The sequence below is a fragment of the Desulfatibacillum aliphaticivorans DSM 15576 genome (genome assembly GCF_000429905.1).
In the GTDB taxonomy this organism is placed as follows: Bacteria; Desulfobacterota; Desulfobacteria; order Desulfobacterales; family Desulfatibacillaceae; genus Desulfatibacillum; species Desulfatibacillum aliphaticivorans.
In genome coordinates, this window is record NZ_AUCT01000043.1 from 15,090 (window position 1) to 38,534 (window position 23,445).

Below are 23,445 nucleotides of genomic sequence, written 5' to 3' on the forward strand. Positions count from 1 at the left end.
TCCGTTGACTTCATTGCGTTTTATTTCTATCTAATAGGCAAGCAAGAAAGAACCCTAACCATAATGAAAGTTTAACGCCAATGACAACAAGAATTCTTGTAAATGCGGTAGACCCGGAGGAGTGCCGCATCGCGATTGTCAAAGACAACAATCTTGAAGGATTCCATATAGAAACCGCCGCCCGGGAAATCACCCGCGGTAACGTATACAAGGGCGTCATCGCCCGGGTGGAGCCTAGCCTTCAGGCCGTGTTTGTGGATTATGGAGCTGATCGCCACGGGTTTTTGCAGAAAAATGAAATTCACAGCGATTATTTTATGGACACCCATTCCGGGGATACAGCCATCAAGAATTTGCTGAAGCCGGGGATGGAGCTTTTGGTCCAGATCACCAAAGACCCCGTGGATAAAAAAGGGGCCATGCTCACCACCTTCATCTCCCTGGCCGGCCGGTATGTCGTGCTCATGCCGGGCAGCAAGACCCGGGGCGTGTCCCGGAAGATCGAGGAGGAGGAGGAGCGGGTCCGCCTGAAAAAGATCCTGGATTCCTGCACGATTCCCGAGGGATTCGGGGTGATTGTCCGCACCGTGGGCAAAAAGGGCACCAAGTCCGTTATTTCCCAGGACATCAAGCATCTGCACAGGCTTTGGAAGACCATCAATAAAAAAGGCATTGAAGAAAAGGCCCCGGCCCTGCTCAATAAAGAGCAAAGCCTCGCCATTCGTTCTTTGCGGGACAATTTCAATGCGGACGTGAACAGCATCCTGGTGGACGATCCCAACGCCTACGAGGAAATCAAGGAGTTCATGTCCGTCATCGCGCCCCGGAGAAAAAAGGTGGTGCGCCTGCACAAAGAGGAACGGCCCATATTTTCCAAGTATCAACTGGAAATGCAGATCGCCTCCATCTTTGAGAGCAAGGTCAACTTGAAGTCCGGGGGAAGCATTGTAATCCATCCCACGGAGGCCCTGGTTTCCATTGACGTGAACTCAGGCAAGTCCACCAAGGAAGCGTCGGTGGAGAAAACCGCCCTCAAAACCGATTTGGAAGCGGCCGAGGAAATCGCCCGGCAATTGCGCCTGCGCGACCTGGGCGGCCTGATTGTGGTGGATTTTATCGATATGCGGGACGTCAAAAATCGCACGGCCGTTGAAAAGGCCATGCGGCAGCACGCCAAGTTGGACAAGGCGCGTATGAAAATCGGCCGCATTTCCCAGTTTGGGCTTATGGAGATGTCTCGCCAGCGCATAAGCCCCTCTATTGACTACGGAAGCTATCTTACATGCCCCCATTGCCACGGCAAGGGCAGGGTGCCGTCCCTGGAAACCATGGCCCTGGATTTTCTGCGTAAGCTGAGGTCTCAAATCATCAAGGAAGGCGTTAAAAGCATGGAAGGCATGGTTCCGGCCAATGTGGCGGAGTACCTGTTAAACAAGAAGCGCCGAGAGTTGAATGACCTGGAATTACGGCATGATGTGACCATAGTCATAAGGCCGGACAAAGGTCTTGTCCCAGGTGAATCCCATATTCACGCCGAAAAATAGGCTTGACGGTCTCTCCTTTTTTTTCTACTACTTCTCGACTTAAGCTCCAAAAGCCGTGTTCGTATTGGCGGGGGGACGCCATATGGTGAAAAACAGACTTTCAGAGAGGGAGACAAATGAGTTGGCATGATTTTATTGACGTGTTGATGCAGATCCTCACCACGCAGACCGGGTTATTCGCCTTGGACATCAAAATGGTGGCCATGTGGGCCATCGGGTTCTTTTTCATTTATCTGGCGGTGGCGAAAAAATATGAGCCGCTGCTGCTTTTACCCATTGGGTTTGGAATCGTGGCGGTGAACTTCCCCCATGTGCCGCTCATGGGATTTGACGAAGCAGGCAAACGTCATCTGTTTGAAATATTCTATCACTATGGGGTGGAATGGGAAGTAATCCCCTGCGTGATATTTTTAGGCCTTGGCGCCATGACCGACTTCGGACCTCTGATCGCCAACCCGAGGACCATGGTCATCGGCGCAGGCGCCCAGCTTGGGGTTTTCGTAACCTTTTTGGGCGTTTTATTCTTTGATTTTTCCCTGAGAGAGGCCGCTTCGGTCGGCATCATTGGAGGCGCGGACGGTCCCACCACCATCTACTTGACAGCCAAGCTGGCGCCGGACCTATTAGGGGCCAACGCTTTGGCGGCGTATTCGTACATGGCCATGGTGCCTTTGATTCAGCCTCCCATTGTACGGCTGTTCTCCACCAGGAAGCAGCGCCTTATCCGTATGAAGCAGCTTCGGCCCGTTTCCAAGCTGGAAAAGACCATCTTTCCCTTGTCCGTGTTCATGGTCATCTCCATCCTGATTCCGGCGGTCACTCCGCTGATGGGCATGTTGATGCTGGGCAACTTCATGCGTGAGTCCGGGGTTGTGGACAGGCTTTCCGACACGGCGCAAAACTCGCTCATGAACATCGTGACTATTTTTCTTGGCGTCTCGGTGGGTGCCACCATGGCCGGGGACAAGTTCCTGAGCGCCAAGCCTTTGATGATTTTTGGCTTCGGCCTTCTTGATTTCGCCATCTGCACCATGGGCGGCGTGTTGACGGTTCACATTATGAACCTGTTTATAAAGGATAAGATCAACCCCATCATTGGAGCGGCGGGCGTTTCGGCCGTGCCCATGGCGGCTCGCGTGGCTCAGGTTACAGGCCAGCAGGAAGACAAGCAGAATTTCCTGCTCATGCACGCCATCGGCCCCAACCTGGCCGGGGTTATCGGCAGCGCTGCCGCGGCCGGTATGTTCATCGCCATGTTCGGTTAATTAAAGGAGGGAATTTACAATGTTTGCAAATACGAAATATTCCGCTGGCAAGGCCCTCCTGGTTCTGGGGCTTTGTCTTGCAATAACCCTGGGCGGCTTCATGGCGCTGATTCCGGCAACCGTTCACGCAAGCGGCCAGGCCGTGGAAAAGGCGGTTGACGGCGGCGAAAAGCTCATTGACGGAAACAGCCGTCCCAGCGATCCGGATTTTGATTGGGCCATCGCCATCTACACCCTGATCATCCGGTTTGTGGGCATCTTCATTGTGTTGGGCGTCATCCAGGTGATCATGCAGGTCTCCGGGCGCATCTTCATGAACATAGACGCCAAGAAAAAGGCTCAGGCCCAGGCGTCAAAATAGCAGTGCGTTAAAACAGGCGCATCCCCTTGACAAACCAAGGCCTCCATGGCAAGACCCGCTCAGCGATAGTGCGGACAAGCTTGGAGAGCAGGTTTTGATAAACCATCCCGGGGCCGGGCGATTTCCGGTCCCGGGAAACCATAAAACCCCTAACTGAACACTCACATCCCGCATTGAATACTAATCCAGCACCGGGGGGAAAGCGATTCATGGCCAAAACAGCATCCTCAGGGCAAAGGGTTTCGAAGAGCGGCGTATTAGCCTTTTTTTTGGTGATTATAGCCGCCGGCGTCATTGTCTTGCTCGTTTATCAAGGCGGCGAGGACGCCAAAAAACCGCAAACGGCGCCAGCTCCCGCCGCCCAAGAATCCGTCCCGGCGGCCCGGCAAGGCGCCGTTCAGGAAGAAGAGCCTGTCGTCATTGATTATAATAAGGTTGACGGACAGGGGGACCAGGACCAGGACATGGCCGACCTCATGGATGAGCGCAAAGCCAAGTACGGGGTGAACCAGAGCCTGGATATGATCGTGAACGAGGATGAGTCCATCAAGGTGGGCGAGTACACGGTGTCCATGAAAGAGATTATGGACGACGTCAAGCTGAGCCGCGGTGAAATTGTCGTGGATGAAATCAATCCGGACGGAAAAGGCGGCCTCAGGATGGCGCAAAACAAGCCCGCTGCAGACGGCGCCGGTCAAGACACGGTTCAAAGCGCAACCGCTGCAGAAGCGCAAGAAGCAAATCTCCGGCAGGGAGGGACGGCTTCCAAAAAGGCCGGCGGCGCCGGCGCTTCCACCGGACCGGGCAGCCCCGCCCCGCCCGCCTCCAGGCCTAAAGGCCGCAGCGAGTTCGGCGTCTATGTCGTCCAGCCGGGCGACAACATTTGGAACATTCATTTCAAACTTTTGGACGAATTTTTCGCCCATCAGGGCGTGAGGCTTTCGCCCCTGGCGGACGAGCCTTCCAATGGCGGATTCAGTTCCGGCGTCGGTAAAATCTTGAAATTTTCCGAAAATATGGTAGCCATCTATAATTTGAAGACCCGGCAGGTGGATCAGGACCTGAACATGATCCAGCCCTTGAGCAAGGTGGTGGTTTATAATATGACCCATGTGTTCGACCTGCTGCGCCAGATCGACTACAGCCAGGTCAACATGATCCAATTTGACGGAGATACGCTTTGGCTGCCGGTTAGCGACAATTAGCTAAAAGCAGTAGTAAAAATATGGGCCATTGGTCTGATAAAACGAGGAAAACATGATCAAACGATACACCCGGGAAGAAATGGGCGCCCTTTGGAACGACGAAAATCGTTTCAAGGCTTGGCTTAAGGTGGAAGTCGCCGCCTGTGAAGCCATGGCGGAATTGGGGATCATCCCCAAGGAAGCGGCCAAAAATATAGCGGAAAAAGCGGACTTTAACGTCGAGCGCATTTTGGAGATTGAAAAGGAAACCAAGCACGACGTCATCGCTTTTTTGACCAATGTGGCCGAGTACGTGGGGCCGGACTCCCGATTCGTCCATAAGGGCATGACCTCTTCGGACGTGCTGGACACCAGTTTCGCCTGGCTTTTGAAGAAAGCCGGCGAGATGATCCTCGAAGGCGTGGACAAGCTCCTGGCCGCCATCAAGAAGCAGGCCATGGAGCATAAGTTCACCCCCATGGTGGGGCGCTCCCACGGCATTCACGCCGAGCCCATCACCTTCGGCCTGAAAATGGCCGTGTTGTACGATGAAGTCAAACGCAACCGGGTGCGCATCGAGCACGCCATCGAAACCATCAGCTACGGCCAGGTTTCCGGCGCCGTGGGCACCTTCGCCAACACACCGCCCGAGGTGGAAGCCCTGGTCTGCAAGAAGCTGGGCCTTAAACCGGCGCCTGCGTCCACCCAGATCATCCAGCGGGACAGGCATGCGGAGTATTTTTCCGCCCTGGCCATCATGGCTTGCACCATCGACAAAATCGCCGTGGAAATCCGGCATCTGCAAAGAACCGAAGTCCTGGAAGCCCAGGAATACTTCTCCAAGGGCCAAAAAGGCTCTTCGGCCATGCCCCACAAACGCAACCCCATTGGGTCGGAAAACATGTCCGGCCTGGCCCGGGTAGTGCGCGCCAACGCCATTGCGGCCATGGAGAATGTGGCCCTGTGGCACGAAAGGGACATCAGCCATTCCTCGGTGGAAAGGGTTATCGGCCCGGACAGCACCATCCTGATTGACTATATGCTCCACCGCGTTTCCGGCCTGGTGGGCAATCTGGTGGTCAACAAAGACCGTATGCTGGAAAACCTGAACCTCATGAAGGGCCTTATTTTCAGCCAGCAGATTCTTTTGGCTCTGGCCGAGGCCGGAGTGAGCAGGGAGGACGCTTATAAGATGGTGCAGACCCAGGCCATGCGCGTTTGGGACGAAGGCGCTGATTTTAAGACCTTGGTCCTTGCCTGTCCGAACATAGGGGCGCACCTGAGCAAAGAAGCTATTGAGGAAATTTTCGACCTGGATTATCATTTCAAACATGTGGACACGATTTTCCAAAGGGTCTTCGGCGAATAATCAATCCGGGTTTTAGAAAAAAATCGACGCCCGAGGGAAAAGCCTTAACCCGGAGGCGGATATTAAAAGGAGGCAGTTTTGATCGATTCATTTTTAAGCACCATGGTAATTGGGCAGGCGGCGGGCCAGCAGAACAATCTTGCCTTTTTCGGCATGATGGGCATGATGATTTTAATTTTTTATTTTCTCATCATGAGGCCCCAGCAGAAAAAGCAAAAGGAGCATCAGCAAATGCTGGACGCCTTGAAAAAGGGAGACAAGATTATCACCAACGGCGGTTTGTACGGAAAAATCACCGGTTTGGATGAAAGCACCGTCACCCTGGAGCTTGCGGATCGCGTACGCGTGAAGATCGCCCGGAGCGGCATCGCAGGACTGGCTCAACCCGGAAAATAGGCGGCCCAGTCAGGCGTTTACAAAAACAGCGGACGGGCGATTCGCTTATTCGTTGCTCCAAGGATCAGCCCAGGGTTTTCGGCCTGATAATTGGGGGGAATTTTGGAGTCGCCGCCTTTGGAGGCGACCGGTCATAAAGGGAGTTCACCGTTTTGAAAAACTTCACATTCCGTTTAACTTTGGTTGCAATTGTGCTGGCTCTGGCGCTTTTATTCTTGTGGCCGACCGTAAATCAATGGTTCGTCGATAAAGATAAAGATCATACAGCCTGGCCTCACAAGGTCATCAATCTGGGGCTGGACTTGCAAGGCGGCATGCATCTGGTTTTGGAGGTGCAGACTCAGGAAGCGGTTGTCAGCACCATGGACCGTTACTCCGACGACCTGAAGGAAGGGTTGCGGCGGGAGCATATCCGCAGCAAGGATCAGGACTTGATCAATGGAGACACTCTGACCGTCACCATCATTGGCAGCGAAGCTCTGGATAAGTTCAAGAAATGGGCCGGCGAGGAGATGAGCGAACTGGTTCCCGATTACGACCCCCAGGGGGAAAACACGGTTTGCACATTCACCCTGCCCGAAAGCGACCAAAAGGCCATCATGGATTCCTCCCGGGATCAGGCCCTGGAGACCATCCGCAACAGGATTGACAAGCTGGGCGTTGCCGAGCCTGACATCCGCAAGCAAGGCGAGAAGCGCATCCTGGTTCAGCTTCCGGGCGTCACCGACACCCAGCGCGCCAAGGATATTTTGGTGAGCACGGCCCAGCTTCAGTTCCGGCTTCTGGACGACAGGCAAGACCAGGTGCGGGACTACATCAACCGGAGGCCCCCTCCGGGCACGGAAATTTTGTACTCCAAACATGTGGACGCCCAAGGCCGGGTGTCTTCCAGGCCTTATCTTGTGAAGAAAAAGGTCCTCCTGACCGGTGAATATTTGGAAAAGGCCTACGCCAACATGCAAGGCCAGTTTTCCGAGCCCGTGGTCTCGATTGAATTCAATAAAAAAGGCGGATTCAAGTTCGCCCGGATTACCGGCGAGAACGTGGGCAAGCCCCTGGCCATCGTCCTGGACGGCAGGGTTTTCTCCGCGCCGGTTATTCAGGAAAAGATCAGCGGCGGACAGGCCGTGATCACCGGAATCGGAAACATGCAGGAAGCCAGCGACCTGGCCATCATCCTCCAGGCGGGCGCCTTGCCGGTTTCCCTCAAGATACTGGAAGAGCGCACCGTGGGCGCATCCTTGGGTAAGGACTCCATCAAGACCAGCACCAACGCCATGCTCATCGGGTTTGTTTTGGTCGTGGTCTTTATGGCGGTCTACTACATGGGCGCAGGCCTCATCGCCAATATAGCGCTAATATTGAACGTTGTATTGATTTTAGCCTCCCTGGCCCTGCTGGACGCCACCCTGACCCTGCCGGGCATTGCGGGCATCATCCTGACCATTGGTATGGCGGTGGACGCCAACGTGCTTATTTTTGAGCGCATCAGGGAAGAGATACGGACTGGCAAGGCCCCGGCCTTTGCCGTGGACTCCGGATTCTCCAAAGCCACCATCACCATCCTGGACGCCAACGTGACCACCTTTGTGGCGGCATTCGTGCTGCTGCAGTTTGGAACCGGTCCGGTCAAGGGCTTCGCGGTCACGTTGTGCTTCGGCATTGCGGCCAGTATGTTTACGGCCATTGTGGTGTCCCGGTTGATTTTCGACTATTTCCTGTACTATCGCAACGTGCGGAAACTGAGCATATAAGGAAGGCGTAATTATGGAGTGGATTAAACCCGGCATAAATATTGACATAATCGGCAAACGTTTTATTGCCTATGTGTTTTCAGCAATTCTGATAGCCGTGTCCTTGGTTTCCCTGGTCATGCACGGCGGCCCCAAGATGGGCGTTGACTTCGCCGGCGGCGCGGAAATGATTTTCAAATTCGAGACGCTGCCCACGGCGCAGGAGGTGCGCAGCGCCCTGGCTACCATCGGGCTTGAGAAGGCCACTGTTCAGGAAACCCATGTGGAAGGCCAGACCGAATTCCTGATTCGGACGGATGTGGCAGACGGAAAAGGCTCTGACATTGCCGAACAGATCGAAGCCGTCCTGGAGCAGACTTTGGGAACCGGAGTGGAGCTTGGAAAGGTGGATATGGTTGGCCCCCAGGTGGGCAAGGACTTGAAGGAACAAGCCCTCATGGCCATGTTTTACGCGCTGCTGTTCATCACCGTGTATATCTCCGGCCGATTCGAGCTTAAATGGATTCCGCCCCTGGTCATGGCGTTGGCCATTATTGGCGTGGCCTATTTTATGGACAAGTTCGACCTGGGCATCCCGGCGCAGATCGCCGTGGCCCTGGTGATCGCCGTGGCGGGATTCTGGGTGCTTAAGCTGCAATACGCCATGGGCGCCATTGTGGCCCTGATTCACGACGTGATCATCACCGTGGGCGTGTTCTCCCTGGTGGGCAAGGAATTCAACCTGCCTATTATTGCGGCTCTGCTCACCATCGTGGGTTATTCGCTGAACGACACCATCATCGTTTTCGACCGGATTCGCGAAAACAAGACCAGGCACACACGCAGGGCGCTTGATTTCATCATCAACAGAAGCATCAACGAAACCTTCAGCCGCACCTTGCTGACCTCCCTGACCACGTTGGTCGTGGTGGTCTGCCTGTATTTGTTCGGCGGCAGCATTATTGCGGATTTCGCCTTTGCTTTGCTCATCGGCGTGCTCATTGGTACGTATTCATCCATTTTTGTCGCCAGTCCCATTTTGTTGGCTTGGCAGAAAGCATCCGGGGAGGCGGCGTAATAAAAAATTGAACGAGGGCGCATGGACCAATATTATCCATGGTTCTTCTTGAAAAGCGTTCCCGGAATCGGAAACCTCCTGTTTCGCCGTTTGTTGGAGCGCTTTTCGCATCCTGAGGAGGTCATCAAAGCCTCCCAGGCAAAGCTGACGGCCGTCCAGGGGATATCCCCCAGGCTGGCCCGGGCCATTTTGAACCATAAGATGCCCGGCCATGTGCTGGATGACATGAAAGCCGCCCGGCAAAGCGGCTTCAAAATCGTCACTTTCGCGGATGAGGAGTATCCTTCCTTGCTGCGTCACATTCCCGACCCGCCTCCTTTATTGTACGTTTACGGCGAATTGCCGGAGGGGGAGCGGAACGTGGCGGTGGTCGGCTCCCGCAGCGCGACGTATTACGGCCTGGACGCCACATTTAAAATTTGCCGCGATCTTGCCGATCAAGGGGTTGTTGTGGTGTCCGGCATGGCAAGGGGGATAGACACCCGAGCCCATCAGGGCGCCATGGAGGGAGGCGGAAAAACCGTGGCGGTCCTGGGTTGCGGCCTGGGCAAGGTGTATCCCCGGGGAAGTGAGGAGCTCTATCAGAAGATCGCCCAAAACGGGGCGGTGATTTCGGAGTTTCCTGTGGGCTCGGAGCCCGAAGCCCGCCACTTTCCCATAAGAAACAGGATTATCAGCGGCATGTGCAAAGCCGTCCTGGTGGTGGAGGCCGCCCAAAAATCCGGATCCCTGATCACGGCCAATTTGGCCGCCGAGCAGGGGAGGGAGGTTTTCGCCGTGCCGGGCAGCGTGGAGTCGCATAAAAGCGCCGGAACCAATAGGTTGATCAAGCAAGGCGCTGGGCTGGCGGAAAGCGCCCAGGACATTTTGGAAGCCCTGGCCCTTTCCAGCCATGAGCCTGCCGCGCGATCAGCCACGGCCATGGAAGAACCATTGAATCCGGCGCCGGCGCCAGCCATGGGACTTGCGGAAGACGAGCAAACCGTGTTAGAAGCGCTGGGACCGTATCCCATTCACATTGATGTCCTGGTGCAGCGCCTGGGTATGCCGGTGGGGGCGTTGTCCGCGTCATTATTACAATTGGAACTTAAAGGGCTTGCCAGGCAGGAGCCCGGCAAGCTGTTTTCCCGAGGAACAAGTTTACAGTGAGCAAACCTTTAGTCATTGTGGAATCACCCACAAAAGTTCGTACCGTAAAAAAGTATTTGGGAAACGATTATAATGTGGCCGCCACAGTGGGTCACGTGAGGGATCTGCCTCAAAAAAATATCGGTATTGATATAGACAATAATTTCGAGCCTCAATACGAAGTCATTCCCGGCAAGCAAAAAGTCATTTCCAACCTGAAAAAGCTCGCTAAGGATGCGTCCGAAATATATCTGGCCCCTGACCCGGACCGCGAAGGGGAGGCCATCGCCTGGCACACGGCTCAACTGCTGCAAGGTAAAAATCGGCGCTTCCACCGGGTGCTTTTTCACGAATTGACCAAAAACGCCATCCTCAATTCCATGCAGAATCCTCTGGAACTGGATAAGAGCAAGTTCGAAGCCCAGCAAATTCGCCGTATTTTGGATCGCCTGGTGGGCTATCAGGTATCGCCGCTCTTGTGGAAAAAGGTGCAGCGGGGATTGTCCGCGGGCAGGGTGCAGACGGTGGCCGTGCGCATGATTTGTGAACGGGAGCGGGAGATCCAGGCTTTCGACCCAGAGGAATACTGGAGCATCACCGCCCATCTGCAAAAGGACGAGCCTCCGGTTTTTCCGGCCAAGCTCTTGAAGATAGGCGATAAAAAGGCCAAGGTTTCCAATGAAGAGGAGGCCAGCGCCGTCCTTAAGGAGTTGGAAGGCGAAACCTACGTGGTGGACCGGGTGATTAAAAAAACGGTCAAGAGAAATCCTTTGCCGCCTTTCACCACAAGCAAGCTCCAGCAGGATTCCATCCACAAGCTCCGGTTTTCCGCCAAAAAAACCATGCTGTTGGCGCAGCAGCTTTATGAGGGCATCGACCTGGGCCCGGGAGAGCCCGTGGGCCTCATCACCTATATGCGTACGGACTCCACCCGCGTTTCCAACGAGGCCGCCCTGGAAGCCCTGGACTATATCGGCAAGGTGTACGGGCCTGAGTACCGGCCGGACAAACCCCGGTTTTTCCAGAACAAGAAAAAAGTCCAGGACGCTCACGAAGCCATCCGGCCCACCAACGTGCTCCGCACTCCCAATCAGGTGTCGGACGTTTTGTCCAAGGATCAATTGGCCTTATACACGTTGATCTGGCAGCGCTTTGTGGCTTCCCAGATGAATCCGGCCCTGTTTGACCAGACTTCCGTTTCCGTCAAGGCGGGGCGCTACATGTTTCACGCCACAGGGAGCACCTTGAAGTTCAAGGGGTATCTCATGGTTTACGACGCCGGCGATGGGGACAAGGACGACAATAAGATCATGCTGCCCGTGCTGGAGGAAAAAATGATCCTTCAGTGCAACAAGCTGGAGCCCAAACAGCACTTCACTCAGCCGCCTCCGCGTTTTTCAGAGGCCAGCCTGGTCAAGGAGCTGGAGGAAAACGGGATCGGCCGTCCAAGCACCTACGCGGCCATTTTGTCCACCATTCGGGATAAAGGCTACGTGGACCTGGTCAAGCGCTATTTCCGGCCCAGCGAGTTGGGGTTCATTGTCAACGATCTTTTGGTTTCCAGCTTTGGGGACATCTTTGAAGTGCCCTTCACCGCCCAGATGGAGGACAACCTGGACAAGGTGGAAACCTCCCAGGCCAATTCCCTGGAAATTCTGAACGCTTTCTACAATTCCTTTAAACAGGACCTGGAAAACGCCGGCGACAAAATGGTCAGCGTCAAGGGCGTAGGCGTGCCCACCGGCATCAAGTGCCCCCAATGCGAAAAGGAATTGCACATCAAAATAGGAAAAAACGGGCCCTTCCTGGCCTGCTCGGGATACCCGGAGTGCCGCTTCACCCGCAATTACGACCGGGACGACAAAGGCGGCATTGTCATGGAAACGCCTCCCGAAACCGAGGAGACCGACGAGGTTTGCGACAAGTGCGGCAAGCCCATGCTGGTCAAAAGCGGCCCTTACGGAACCTTTCTCGGATGCTCGGGCTATCCTGACTGTAAAAATACCAAAACCATGAACGGCGGCGCCCAGCAAAATCAGGCCACGGGCATCAAGTGTCCGGTGGAGGGCTGCGACGGCGAAATTCATGAAAGAAGGTCCAAGCGGGGCAAGGTCTTTTACGGCTGCAGCAAATATCCCAAGTGCGATTTCGCCACCTGGGACAAGCCCGTGGACAAGCCTTGCCCGGTCTGCCAATCGCCTTATCTGGTGGAAAAATCCACGAAAAAGAGCGGCGTTTATTTTAAATGCCCGGCCCGCGGCTGCAAATACAGGGAGGACCCCCAATAGCCGATTGGGAAAAAGGCTTAGCCTTTTTTTAAAAATGTTTTCATGCTTAACGCCTTGGAGCGCCCCTTGCTTCAAGGCGTTTTTTGTTCCGGAGGCGGCGTTTGGGCTAATTTTTTCGACCTCGTTTATTACCAAATAATTTGAAAAAGACAGATGTTATTTTTGAGTAATGCCAATGAGTATTGCGTGATGATGGAATAAATCAGTAGACAATCCCTTTGGGCTGTGACACTATGGGCGACTCATATTTCAGTTATTTTCATAATGGCTGAAACTTTATGATAGCGCCCGGATCGGGTTGAGCGCAATGGGCGATCTATCCGCCTGTTGCCAAAAAAGGGATGCAGCGCATTTATGCCATATAGCGGCGTCTAATCATAAATATTAATATAATCAATTGGTTAGAACGGAGGAGGATATGAAAAAGATTCATTGGATTGTGGCAACAGCTATTGTCATGGCTGCTTTTTTCAGCGGACCGGCCATGGCGGATGATGCAACCGGCACGTGGGCCATTGGCCTCAAGGCCGGATACAATAACGTATTGGATGATAATAAGTTTGAAAGTACCGGCGGGGACATCGACTACGTATACGACGAAACCGCTGTATTCGGAGTCTTCGGAACATATTATTTCAACAAATACTGCTCCCTGGCTTTTGGCCTTGATTATTCCGAGTACTCTTTTACGGAGGAGACGGCCGGCGTCAGCCTTGACGTAGGCGACATCCGGCAAATCCCCGTGTATTTCACGGTGCGGGGCCACTGGGCGAACGATTCCATTTGCACGCCTTACGCCGGCATAGGCATGGGCTACTATTTCAACGAATTTGATCAAAAAGTCTCAGCTCCCTCTATCGAGCTTAAGAATGATTTTGGCTTTCACGCAGTGGGCGGAGTGGAAACCCGTTTTACGGATAGTTTCGGCATGGACGTTGAATTGAAATATACGGACCATTCCTCGGAATACGAATTTGATTACGGCGCTATAACCCTGCATGAGAGCACGAACCTGGACGCCTTTGCCGCGACTTTGGGATTCAAATACTACTTTAAATAGGCTGTCTAATTCTTTAAAAAAGCAACGCCCCTGGCCGCTGGACGGCCCGGGGCGTTTTTCGTTTTTGGCATGGATCAGAAGGCTATTATTGCCAGGCATTTTTCTATCCAACAGAATTCAAACAAAATAGGGGTTGCAAAATTTCGTCAATTGTTGCACAACCGCTCCGGAAGTTGATTCACGCGTTTGGGGCAGGGACGCCTGGAAATGGGCGGCGCTATCTGTCCGAGGCGCGTTTTTATTTTTATTAAAAAGAGGCTGGAAAAATTAGCCATGGCGAATAAAGAGCAAAACAGCGGCATCCGCAATGTGGCGATCATCGCCCACGTCGACCACGGAAAAACCACCCTGGTGGACGCAATGTTCCGTCAATCCGGCATGTTCCGGGAAGGAGCGGTGCTCCAGGACCGACTGATGGACAACCTGGAACTGGAGCGGGAGCGCGGCATCACCATTGCGGCGAAAAACTGTTCCGTGAAATACAAGGACATCAAGATCAACATCATCGACACTCCCGGCCACGCCGACTTCGGCGGAGAGGTGGAGCGCGCCCTGACCATGGCCGACGGCGCCCTGCTTTTGGTGGACGCTTCCGAAGGCCCGCTGCCCCAGACTCGTTTTGTTTTGCAGAAAACCCTGCAGGCGGGCCTGCCGGTTCTGGTGGTTATCAATAAGATCGACCGCAAGGACGCCCGCCCGGACGAAGTCCTGGACGAAATCTACGACCTGTTCATCGACCTGGACGCTAAGGACGAGCAGCTTGATTTTCCCTATCTGTACGCCATCGGCCGGGACGGAGTCGCCATGGAATCCCCGGAGGATAAAGGCGAAGATCTGCGCCTGCTGTTCGACGCCATCCTGGAAAAGGTGCCGCCTCCGTCCTACGATCCTGATGAACCTTTCCAGATGCTGGTGGCCGATCTCAGCTATTCCGACTACGTGGGCAGGCTGGCCGTGGGCCGCGTCTTTAACGGAAGGGTGAAGCAACGCCAGGAGTTGGTGTGCCTGTCTGAAAACGACAAGCACATTCCCCTGAAGGTGACCAAGCTCCAGTCTTACGAAGGAAACTCCCTGGCGGAAATCACCGGCGCCGAACCCGGAGACATCGTGGTTTTAGCCGGCATCGAAAACGTAACCATCGGCGACACCATCTGCACCCTGGACGCACCCAAGGCCCTGCCTCGCGTGCGGGTGGACGAGCCCACCGTATCCATGCGCTTCGGGCCCAACACCTCGCCCCTGGCCGGCAAGGAAGGCAAGCTGGTGCAGTCCTCCAAAATCGAGGAGCGTCTTTTCAAGGAAACCCTGTTGAACGTGGGCATCCAGGTGGAGCTGGCCGAAGACCGGGAAAGCTACATCGTCAAGGGCCGGGGCGAGTTCCAGATGGCCATTTTGGTGGAAACCATGCGCCGGGAGGGTTTTGAACTCACAGTGGGCAGGCCTCAGGTCATCCTCCGGAAGAAGGAAGGCGTGCTCATGGAGCCCATCGAGCACTTGTTCATCGACTGCAGCGAAGAGTTCATGGGCGTGGTTACGGAAAAAATTTCCATGCGCAAAGGCAAGATGACCAACATGGTCAACAAGGGCACCGGCCGGGTCCGCATGGAGTTTTCCACGCCGTCTCGCGGCCTTATCGGCTACAGGGACGAATTTCTTACCGATACCAAGGGCACGGGCATCATGAACTCCATCCTGGAGGGATACGGCGAATACCGCGGCGACTTCCCCTCCCGGTTTTCCGGCTCCATCGTCTCGGACCGGGCCGGCTCGGCCGTGGCCTACGCCCTGTTCAACCTGGAGCCCAGAGGGCGCCTGTTTTTGGTTCCCAACGATCCCGTCTACGAGGGAATGATCGTGGGCGAGCACAATCGCGAAAACGACATCACCGTCAATCCCTGCAAGGAAAAAAAGCTGACCAACATCCGGGCCTCGGGCAAGGACGACGCCGTCACCCTCACGCCGGTGAAAAAAATGACTTTGGAGCAAGCCCTGCATTTTATCAAGGAAGACGAACTGGTGGAGGTTACTCCGAAATCCCTGCGCCTGCGCAAAGTAGTGCTCTCCGGCCAGGCCCGTTACCAGATGCGCAACGCCAAAGCTAAAGCCTTGAACAAGGAACAGTAAAAAAGAAGAACTGCAAAAAAAGATTAAAAGCGCCTCCGGCGGCAAACTTTTGAAAAAGTTTGATCAAAACTTTAAAATGACGCTGCGCGCGAGAGCAAGTCAGGCGGAAACAGCGCATCCATCGAGACGTAGGTCGGGTCATGCGGAGCTTTCAGGGATAAGTTTGGAATTTTAGGGTTCTGGATCTACTTGAAATGATAAAGAATTCTGAAGCCTCGTGCGAAGCGACCCGACAAAAATGGAGCATGTTCCCTTTGTTGGGTTCGAACTCCGCAAAGCCCAACAAAAATAGGGGCTTCAGTACGCCGAGGCGCCCCGCATTGCACCGGAGCAATTCCTCATCAAATTCCAGCCCTGGCAAGATATTGCTTTGCCAGGGCTGATTTATCAAATTAGCACTCAAAAATGTAAATCGAACAATCTATAACAATCCGAACTGCACAGCGTCCCTTTCCAGTTGCTCCCGGAAGTCGGGATGGGCGATGGAGATCATGGCCTGCACCCGTTGGGACGTGGTTTTTTGCCACAAATAGGCGATGCCGAACTCGGTCACTATGTACATGACGTCGGCCCGGACGCTGGTGACGGCGGTGCCCGGAGCAAAGACGGAAACGATCCGGGATTGCAACTGGCCGTCGCGCCCCTTGTACGTCGACTTGAGGGCGATGAAGGATTTACCGCCCATGGACTGGGTGGCGCCACGGACAAAGTCCGCCTGGCCGCCGGTTCCGCTGTACATGGAAAACCCGATGGACTCGGAGGCCACCTGGCCGGTGAGGTCCACGGACAAGGCGTTGTTGATGGATATGAAGTTATCGTTCCGGGCGATGTTCTGGCGGTTGTTCACATAGTAGACCGGGGCGAAAGTCAATGTGGGGTTCCGGTCGATGAACTCATAAGTGGCTTTGGAGCCGATGCATAATCCGCCGATAAGCCCTTTGCCGTGGTGGAAGTTCTTGGCCCGGTTGGTGATGACGCCCCGCTCGGCAAGGTCCACCATGGAATCCGTAAGCAATTCCGTGTGTATGCCCAGGTCCTTTTTGTGGTCCAAAAAGTGGCCCACGGCGTTGGCCACCCCGCCGATTCCAATCTGGATTGTGGCCCGGTCCGGAACCTGCTCGGCGATCAACTGGCCTATCTTCATTTCCGCTTCGCCGATTTTGATTTCCGGCATTTCGGGGATAGGGTGGCTGCTTTCCACAATGGCGTCCACCTCGCTCACGTGGATGACGTTTTCCACGCCGTTAACGTACGGGCATTGATCATTCACCTGGACGACCACCTTTTTCACAAGATCGCGCATGAACCCGTTGTGGTAGATGCCTGTGGGGCCGAAGCTCATATAGCCCTTGGAGTCCGGCGGAGACACTTCGCACATGAGATAATCCCAATCCGCCACGCCGTAGCAGGCTTTATCCGCGTTGGAGAAATGAAAGGAAAAATTCTCCGTGTTTTTTTCCGCGGCGAACATCCTTTCCACGGGCCCGTAAAAAGTGGTGATGTAGTTCAAATGCCCCTTGTATTCCCTTTTCAGGAATTCAAAAGGATACATCAACAGCCCGGACCACAAGGTGACGTTTTCCAGTTCCTGATAGCGTTTGCACAAGGCGTTGACCAGGTCCGGAGGAGCGCTGTTTGCGCCTGAAAAGGTGATGTTCTCTCCTGATTTGATGTGGGACATGGCTTCTTCTGCAGTGGTCAGCTTCTGCTTGTAAAGACTCATCCATTCCATGGCGGCTCTCCTTTTTGTATTAGTTTGAACGCTGCGCCCGGTTTTGGATAAGCAAAACTGTCACCGGGCCTTGGCGAAGCAGTTAACCACTCGTTGAGCAACGCTTGTGCCAGGAATGAATTGAGACCAGTTATGAGGTTAATAATTTGATATTAATATGAAAAGGCCTTTTGGTGTGCAACCGGGCGGACGCAGGCGAAGTGAGTGGCATGTTGAAAGAGTTTACAATCTGTAAAACCAAAATATAGGAAAACCAGAAAAAGAATAAATGCGCCGGTGCGCATTGTTTTCAAACTGACGCATTTCCTCACCGCGGCCAGCCCTGGCATGCAATGCAAGAGGCATTAGCGCGGCCGGGAAAGGCTCCAACGCGAATGGACTGGGGCGAACTGGGCCGATCTTTGGAAAGGGTAGCCCAGGCAAGGTTTTTATTTGTCTGGGGCCGGAGGCCAAAAGGTGCGACCGGGAATGATTATTGGAATTGGGATCAATGGGCGGTCTGACGGTTTTGGTCGAGTTCCTTTTGTTGGGTTTCGTTTGAATCCCTCCAGGCTTCGAGCGTCCTTAATAGCAGATTCAACCGAAGGGCCTTTCTAATACCGTACTCACTCTACTCAACCTACTGTCTTTATAAATAAAAATTGGTTTAGGTAGAGCCCCGCGAAACCCAACAAGGGAAACCTTTCAGGCTGCTATGGCGTAGTGTTTTTTACCAACGCTGCCTGCCTTGGCCAGCCCTGCTATTGTTTTGGCAGAGGCATTAATACAAAGCCGGTTGCCAAATGGGTTTGGCGAACTTGGCCATTTTGATGTAATTGGGCTCTTCCCGTCCGTTAAAGTATCCGCAGGCGCGGTAGTAGGCCAGATCCTTGAACCAGTTCTTGAGGGAGGTCGTGTTCTCCATCCACTGGCCGGCCAGGGTGATGGGATGCCGGGCCATTTGCATAAAGGGCCAGAAAAGCTCGGAGGGGTCCCGAAAGCATTCCCAGTCGCACAGCCTGCAAGCTGCGTTGCGGTTGATGTTTTTCATATCCAGGTCGTAGAACTTGCCCATGTTGTCTTTGCCGCGGAATCCGCAGGGATAGGTATTGCCGTCTTCCGCGTCCACAAAAAAGTAGTCGATGCCGCCCAGGCAGGGGCGGGATTCCTTATGGCCGTTGGAATAGTCTCCCTGGAGGGCCTTGAGGGAGGTCACCGGCGAGAAGATGCGGATGACCGGCCTGTATTTGCCGATGGTTTCGGCCAGGGCCTTGAACAGCAGGGATTTTTCCAGGGGGGTGAATCCCGTGATATTTTCCGTGGACGTGGCGGCGTAAACCGCGCTCAGGCTTTCGCTTTCCTCTTCATTGATGCTCATGGGATAGCAGGTATTGACCATGGTGAATCCCAGGTCGTTCACGAAACGATAGAAGTGTTCAAAGGCCTTTTTAAACCCCGTGTAAAACAGGACGGTTTCGCTGGTTTGGCCGTCCTTGATTGCAGGCGGGATGAACAGCGAGGTTGTGGAATCGCCCCCCGTGTTTCGGTTGATGCCCAGGTTGGCCGAAGGATAAATGCCGCGCTCCTGAAAAATGGGGATGGCCTTTTCCATGCCTTCCACCAGGCCGGGGAAGCCGCGCATTTTCTCGTGATAGTCCGGAACGTGGGAGTCCACGCTCACCCAGAAGTTGCGCAAGGGCGTGTCAGCCAGGGCGTCGGCTACTTTTTTTACTCTGTCCTCAAAATTCGGGCTGCCGGGATTGGCGAAAAAGAAGCCGTTGGTGCCTGTGCGCGTGTATTCGATTCCCGCTTGCCCCGCGTGCTTTAGCAGCTCCGCGACTTCGTCCAGGTACAGGAGAGGCTCGCCGCCGGTGAACGAAAGGGCTTTGACGCCCTTGACCGCCGCCGCGTCGATAATGCGTTTGCACTCGTCCATATCCAGTGTGGAGCGGGAAAACTTGTTTCCCTTGTTCATGCCGCACTGGGGGCAGGTCGCATTGCACTTGTTGGTGAACTGGATGATCAATTGCCCCGGGCTGATTCCCTTGAAAACGCCCGCGGCGATCCTGATTCCTCCGAAAATATTTTTTGCAGTCGCCATAATCAGGCAGCCCTCCCGTAGCTTTCCCAGAGCTCCATGTATTTGGATTCAAAGGAATGCCTCTGCATGTAGTCCCTGGCGTCCAGGCCCATTTGCTTTCTGAGCTCCGGGTCCGATGCCAGCTTGAGCACCACTTCTTTGAACGCTGCGGCGTCGTGAGAAGGCACGATAAACCCGGTTTTGCCGGACACGCAGTTTTCCCTGGGGCCGCCTTCGTCCGAGACCACCACGGGCACGCCCGAGGCCTGGGCTTCCAGGATGGCGTTGCCGAAGGTGTCGGTGGTGGAGGGGAACACAAAAACGTCGGCCGAGGCGTATGCCTGTTCCAGGTCATTGCCCTGGAGGTAGCCGGTGAATGTGGCGTTTTCCCCTTGCAGGACCTGCTTCATCTCCTTGAGATAAGGGCCGTCGCCCACCACGATAAGATGCAGCTTGTCGTTTACGCGGCGCATTTCCTTGAATGTTTCTGCCAGGAAAGGCAGGTTCTTCTCCTTGGAAACCCGGCCCACGTACAGGAGCTTGGTGATGGAATCGTCCAGGTTGAAATGGGAATTGTAAAACCCGTTGCGGTTTCTGGGATGAAACCGGTCAATGTCTATGCCGCGTTCGTAGAATTTGATCTTGTTTTTGGAAATGCCTTTTTCCGCCAGCTCCGCGCCCGTGGCCCTGGAAGGCACGTAGATTTTGTCCATTTGGTCGTAGTACCAGACGATGTATTTCCAGCCCAGTTCCTCCATATTGGGATCGCCGGTGATGAGGCTCGCGTACTGGGGCAGGGCTGTGTGGTAAGTTCCGTAGATGGGCAGCTTGAGCACCCTTGCAATGGCCAGGGCGGCCAGGCCGATGGGGCCTGGAGTGGCCGAATGGATGTGGGTGAAGTTGTTTTCGTAGCAGTAATCGATCATCTCCATGAGAGGCGGGTAGTACAGCTTGATTTCCTGGTATTCGGGCAGGCCGAATTCTCCCACCGCCTTGAAGTGCTTGACGCCGGGCTTGCCGTTTTCCGGGCCGCAGGTGATCATGGTCAGGGGGATTTCGTTTTTCCTGGCGATGTCTATCTGCATGTTCAGGGTCAGGGCCACCCCGTTGATCTCGTGCAGGGTGTCCGTAAAATGGCCCATGCGGACCTCCGGCTTGGATACGCTTTTGTTGTCCGGCGCAAAATGGAGCTTGCAGTTGCGGACCATGTTTCTGCCGTTGGCGAACACCGCCCAGGCCACCAGGTAGGGGGAGAGCATGGTGTATAGCGACCCCGCCGAGCCCAGCATATGGAAGAGGTCGAAGAAGTTGCCTGTGGAGAGTTTGTCCAGGGCCTTGTCGGCCGATGCCTTGAGCACGGTTTCGCTCATTTTGTTGACGAAGCGGAACCACACCTCGGGCTTCTGGATGGGCGGAGGGGAGGGGTCCTTGACCAGCCTGTACATGGCCGAGTTGTTCAGGATGACTTTCCGGGCTTCCATTTGAAGCATTTCCTGCAGGTTTTGGGGCTCGGCCTTAAAAAAACGGCCTTTTCGCGAATTATGGAAAAGGCCTTTGAGTCGATCCACAAACCCTGCATCCGGTTCTACGCCGGCGGGGCAGGGGCTCATGACCTGATCAATGAACTTGGTCAGCACCTCCCCTTCCACAAAGCGGTCCAGGCTGAATTTTTGTTTATAGTATTGAAAGGCGATGCTGTAGATATTGTGCGCCAGGGTTTTGGGCTCGGAAGTATTGCCGCCTGGCACGGCCCTTCCCGCCGCAATCTCCCGCAAAAAAGAGTTTTTGTCGTCCAGGTCGCATTCCACCTGAGTGTAGGCGGCGGCTATGGTCAGGGAGGAATGGTCGTCGGAGCCTGAGATCAACTGCTTTTTCCAGGGCGCTTTTCCGCAAGGCTCCAAATTGTGCTTGTCAGCCAGCTCCTCCAGTTTTTCTTTGGTCAGCCCGTTCACCAGATTTTTGATGAACTGGTTCTGGAGCACGTCCCGTGCGCCGTTGGCCTCCAGGATATTGAAGAGCACCAGAAATTTTTCCACGTGCTGGGGCGTAAGCCGGTCGTTGATGGGAAACAGGGGATGGGCGATGGCGTGCAGCAACTCCTGCTCCCGGAGGTATTTGACCAGATCGTAGATGTTCTTGCGGATGAGGCTGATTTCCTGGTGCTGACCTTCGGTGATATCGTACACGAGGACATGGGCTTTGCACCCGTCTTCAGGGAAGTAGGATGTCACTTCCTCGCTGATAAAGGTTCCTGGCAGATGGGCGATTTCAAGGGCGCCGCCTATGGAATTGTGATCCGTAATGGTCACCAGATTCATGCCTCGATCCCTGGCGATGCGGTAGAGTTCAGTGGGTTCGGTGTAGCTTTCCGCCGCCCCCAGTTTCCTCAAGACCCATTCGGAAGGCCTTTTGGAATACTTGGAGTGCACGTGCATGTCTGTCTTAAGCATCATGGTTTTCATGGCGTTTTCCTCAATTTTTATTTTAGAGTGGGTGGATGCTCCTCAGCGTGCTGCGCGTTTTTATTGAGATGTCCCACTGCTTGCTTGCTAATCCGTCATTGACGGCGTTGGTCGATGTAGTACGAATTGCCCTGGATGGTCTTGGCCTTTTTCTTCACTTCCGAAGCCAGGGACGCCAGGCGCCCGTATGATTCTATAACCCGGTTCCGGGTGGTGATTATTGCGATGGACAAGGAAAGAAGGGGGAAATCCCTTTGTTCTCCCTTGCGGTCCTTGCTGGTGTATGTGCCTTTTTCCAGGACCTCTTCGGGGTAAAACTTGCGGCTTTCGGCAGTAAAACGATGGAGGACGGCCTCGCAGAAGCGTTCAATGCCTCCGGCCCGGCAGATCACCACGAAATCGTCTCCGCCTATGTGACCCACAAACCCCAAAGGATCCCACTCCTGGGTCATGTCCCTCAGGATGTTTCCCACCAGGCGGATGACCTGGTCTCCCTGGTCGAACCCGAAATTGTCGTTAAAAGGCTTGAAGTCGTCCAGGTCGAAGTACATGACCGCAAAAATGTTTTTTGCGGTCAGCCTGTCGGCGATTTCCGTTTTGATCAGGTTGTTGCCCGGAAGGCCGGTGAGGGGGTTGGCCTGTTTGGCCATGTTGATTTTTTGCTGGGTGATGGCTTCCAGCAAGTCATGAATCTGGACGACGCCCATGTACGACCCGTTGAGGACGATGATCAGGGCGTCGTAAACAGAGGTCGAATCCCGCGTGATGATGGTCCGGGCCACGTCGTCCAGGGGCGTGGAGGCTTCGAAGACCATGCCCGTTTCCATGATATTTTCCACGTTTTTCCGGGCGAACAGATCGTAGCCGTATTTATGGCCCAGTTTGTAGAAAATTTTGGTCTTGTGGATAATCCCTACAGGGCGGTTGTCCTTGACTACGGGGACCGAGGAAAGATCTTTTTCAAGGTCAAATCGTTTGAGGATGCCTTCCACCTTGTGGTCATTGTTTACAGGCGCAATGTATTTGGCCAGGGAGCCGATGAAATTGCCCACTTCCAAGCCGTTGACCGTGGGTTGATTGATCCTTAAGATTTCGCTCTTGGCTTCGGAACTGCAGGAAACCGGCTTTTTATTGGGCCTTGCCAAAAAATATCCCTGTCCCAGGTCCACCTTCATGGCCGTGACGGTTTCCAGTTCTTCCTTGGTTTCTATGCCTTCGGCGACTACCAGGGCGTTTATTTTGTGGCAGAACGTAACAAAGGCCGAAAGAAGCATTTGCTTTTTGGTGGATTTATCGATGCCGGCAATCAAAAAACGGTCAATCTTGACGATAAACGCACTACTGTCCGGTTAAAAGATACTGAAATTCAAGGGTAATTGGTTCTGAGTAATAGGTGTATCCCCTGGATCTGGCGGTTCAAAGAGTTCGTAGAGATTTCTCCGCTCCATGAGCGTAAGTTGTAGGAGTTTGAGCATCTCAGTTAGAGTTGCTCCTATCTTTGCCCGCCATTTGTAATAGGCCAGGATCAGCATCGAGATCATGGCCGTCCAAATTTGGGTTAGAACGGCGTTTCGGCTATTGCCCAAAAAGGATTTGATCCTCAGATTCTGTTTGATCCACTTGAAAAACAGCTCAATCTGCCACCGATCCTTGTAAATATCA

General features: G+C 54.1%; 17 protein-coding genes. 12 read left to right on the forward strand and 5 right to left on the reverse strand.

Features of this window, described 5'->3' with window-relative positions:
- Positions 1-80: 80 nt before the first annotated feature.
- The 12 genes from G491_RS0125260 to typA all read left to right on the forward strand — a co-directional run bounded on the left by G491_RS0125260 (position 81) and on the right by typA (position 15,530).
- Positions 81-1,544, forward strand: coding sequence for an Rne/Rng family ribonuclease (locus G491_RS0125260; protein WP_012610331.1), 1,464 nt, complete (start codon positions 81-83; stop codon positions 1,542-1,544).
- A gap of 116 nt (positions 1,545-1,660) precedes the next feature.
- A complete protein-coding gene (locus G491_RS0125265) occupies positions 1,661-2,809 on the forward strand; it encodes a sodium ion-translocating decarboxylase subunit beta (protein ID WP_211239171.1) in 1,149 nt (382 codons plus the stop codon).
- A 19-nt stretch (positions 2,810-2,828) separates the two neighbouring features.
- Positions 2,829-3,170, forward strand: coding sequence for a hypothetical protein (locus G491_RS0125270; protein WP_028316521.1), 342 nt, complete (start codon positions 2,829-2,831; stop codon positions 3,168-3,170).
- A gap of 209 nt (positions 3,171-3,379) precedes the next feature.
- The gene (locus G491_RS34630) at positions 3,380-4,375 is read left to right on the forward strand and encodes a hypothetical protein (RefSeq protein WP_028316522.1); all 996 of its coding nucleotides are present in this window, start codon (positions 3,380-3,382) and stop codon (positions 4,373-4,375) included.
- A 52-nt stretch (positions 4,376-4,427) separates the two neighbouring features.
- Complete coding sequence (gene purB, locus G491_RS0125285; RefSeq protein ID WP_028316523.1) at positions 4,428-5,723, forward strand: adenylosuccinate lyase; 1,296 nt, start codon at positions 4,428-4,430, stop codon at positions 5,721-5,723.
- Positions 5,724-5,801: 78 nt separating this feature from the next.
- Complete coding sequence (yajC, locus tag G491_RS0125290; protein WP_012610326.1) at positions 5,802-6,119, forward strand: preprotein translocase subunit YajC; 318 nt, start codon at positions 5,802-5,804, stop codon at positions 6,117-6,119.
- 152 nt (positions 6,120-6,271) lie between these two features.
- Positions 6,272-7,873 (forward strand): protein translocase subunit SecD, encoded by a 1,602-nt coding sequence (gene secD / locus G491_RS0125295; protein ID WP_028316524.1) that lies wholly within the window; start codon positions 6,272-6,274, stop codon positions 7,871-7,873.
- A gap of 13 nt (positions 7,874-7,886) precedes the next feature.
- The gene (gene secF, locus G491_RS0125300; RefSeq protein ID WP_028316525.1) at positions 7,887-8,930 is read left to right on the forward strand and encodes a protein translocase subunit SecF; all 1,044 of its coding nucleotides are present in this window, start codon (positions 7,887-7,889) and stop codon (positions 8,928-8,930) included.
- A 21-nt stretch (positions 8,931-8,951) separates the two neighbouring features.
- Positions 8,952-10,079, forward strand: a complete 1,128-nt coding sequence (dprA, locus tag G491_RS0125305; protein ID WP_028316526.1) for a DNA-processing protein DprA — start codon at positions 8,952-8,954, stop codon at positions 10,077-10,079.
- On the forward strand, positions 10,076-12,346 hold the full coding sequence (topA, locus tag G491_RS0125310; protein ID WP_028316527.1) for a type I DNA topoisomerase: 2,271 nt from the start codon (positions 10,076-10,078) through the stop codon (positions 12,344-12,346). Before dprA ends, topA begins: the two co-directional genes overlap by 4 nt.
- A 418-nt stretch (positions 12,347-12,764) precedes the next feature.
- Positions 12,765-13,406: an OmpW/AlkL family protein gene (locus G491_RS0125315; RefSeq protein ID WP_028316528.1), complete on the forward strand. Its 642-nt coding sequence runs from the start codon at positions 12,765-12,767 to the stop codon at positions 13,404-13,406.
- Between the two features lie 273 nt (positions 13,407-13,679).
- A complete protein-coding gene (gene typA / locus G491_RS0125320) occupies positions 13,680-15,530 on the forward strand; it encodes a translational GTPase TypA (RefSeq protein WP_028316529.1) in 1,851 nt (616 codons plus the stop codon).
- Between the two features lie 421 nt (positions 15,531-15,951).
- Here typA and G491_RS0125325 read toward each other — a convergent pair whose 3' ends face one another.
- The 5 genes from G491_RS0125325 to G491_RS0125345 form a co-directional block, all read right to left on the reverse strand.
- A complete protein-coding gene (locus G491_RS0125325) occupies positions 15,952-17,262 on the reverse strand; it encodes an acetyl-CoA hydrolase/transferase family protein (protein WP_028316530.1) in 1,311 nt (436 codons plus the stop codon).
- Between the two features lie 760 nt (positions 17,263-18,022).
- Positions 18,023-19,342, reverse strand: a complete 1,320-nt coding sequence (locus G491_RS0125330) for a radical SAM protein (RefSeq protein WP_028316531.1) — start codon at positions 19,340-19,342, stop codon at positions 18,023-18,025.
- Between the two features lie 2 nt (positions 19,343-19,344).
- Positions 19,345-21,783: a glycosyltransferase gene (locus G491_RS0125335; RefSeq protein WP_028316532.1), complete on the reverse strand. Its 2,439-nt coding sequence runs from the start codon at positions 21,781-21,783 to the stop codon at positions 19,345-19,347.
- 95 nt (positions 21,784-21,878) lie between these two features.
- On the reverse strand, positions 21,879-23,114 hold the full coding sequence (locus tag G491_RS32490) for a bifunctional diguanylate cyclase/phosphodiesterase (RefSeq protein WP_345917606.1): 1,236 nt from the start codon (positions 23,112-23,114) through the stop codon (positions 21,879-21,881).
- Positions 23,115-23,132: 18 nt separating this feature from the next.
- The coding region (locus tag G491_RS0125345; protein WP_028316533.1) for an IS4 family transposase at positions 23,133-23,445 on the reverse strand (313 nt) is incomplete at its 5' end.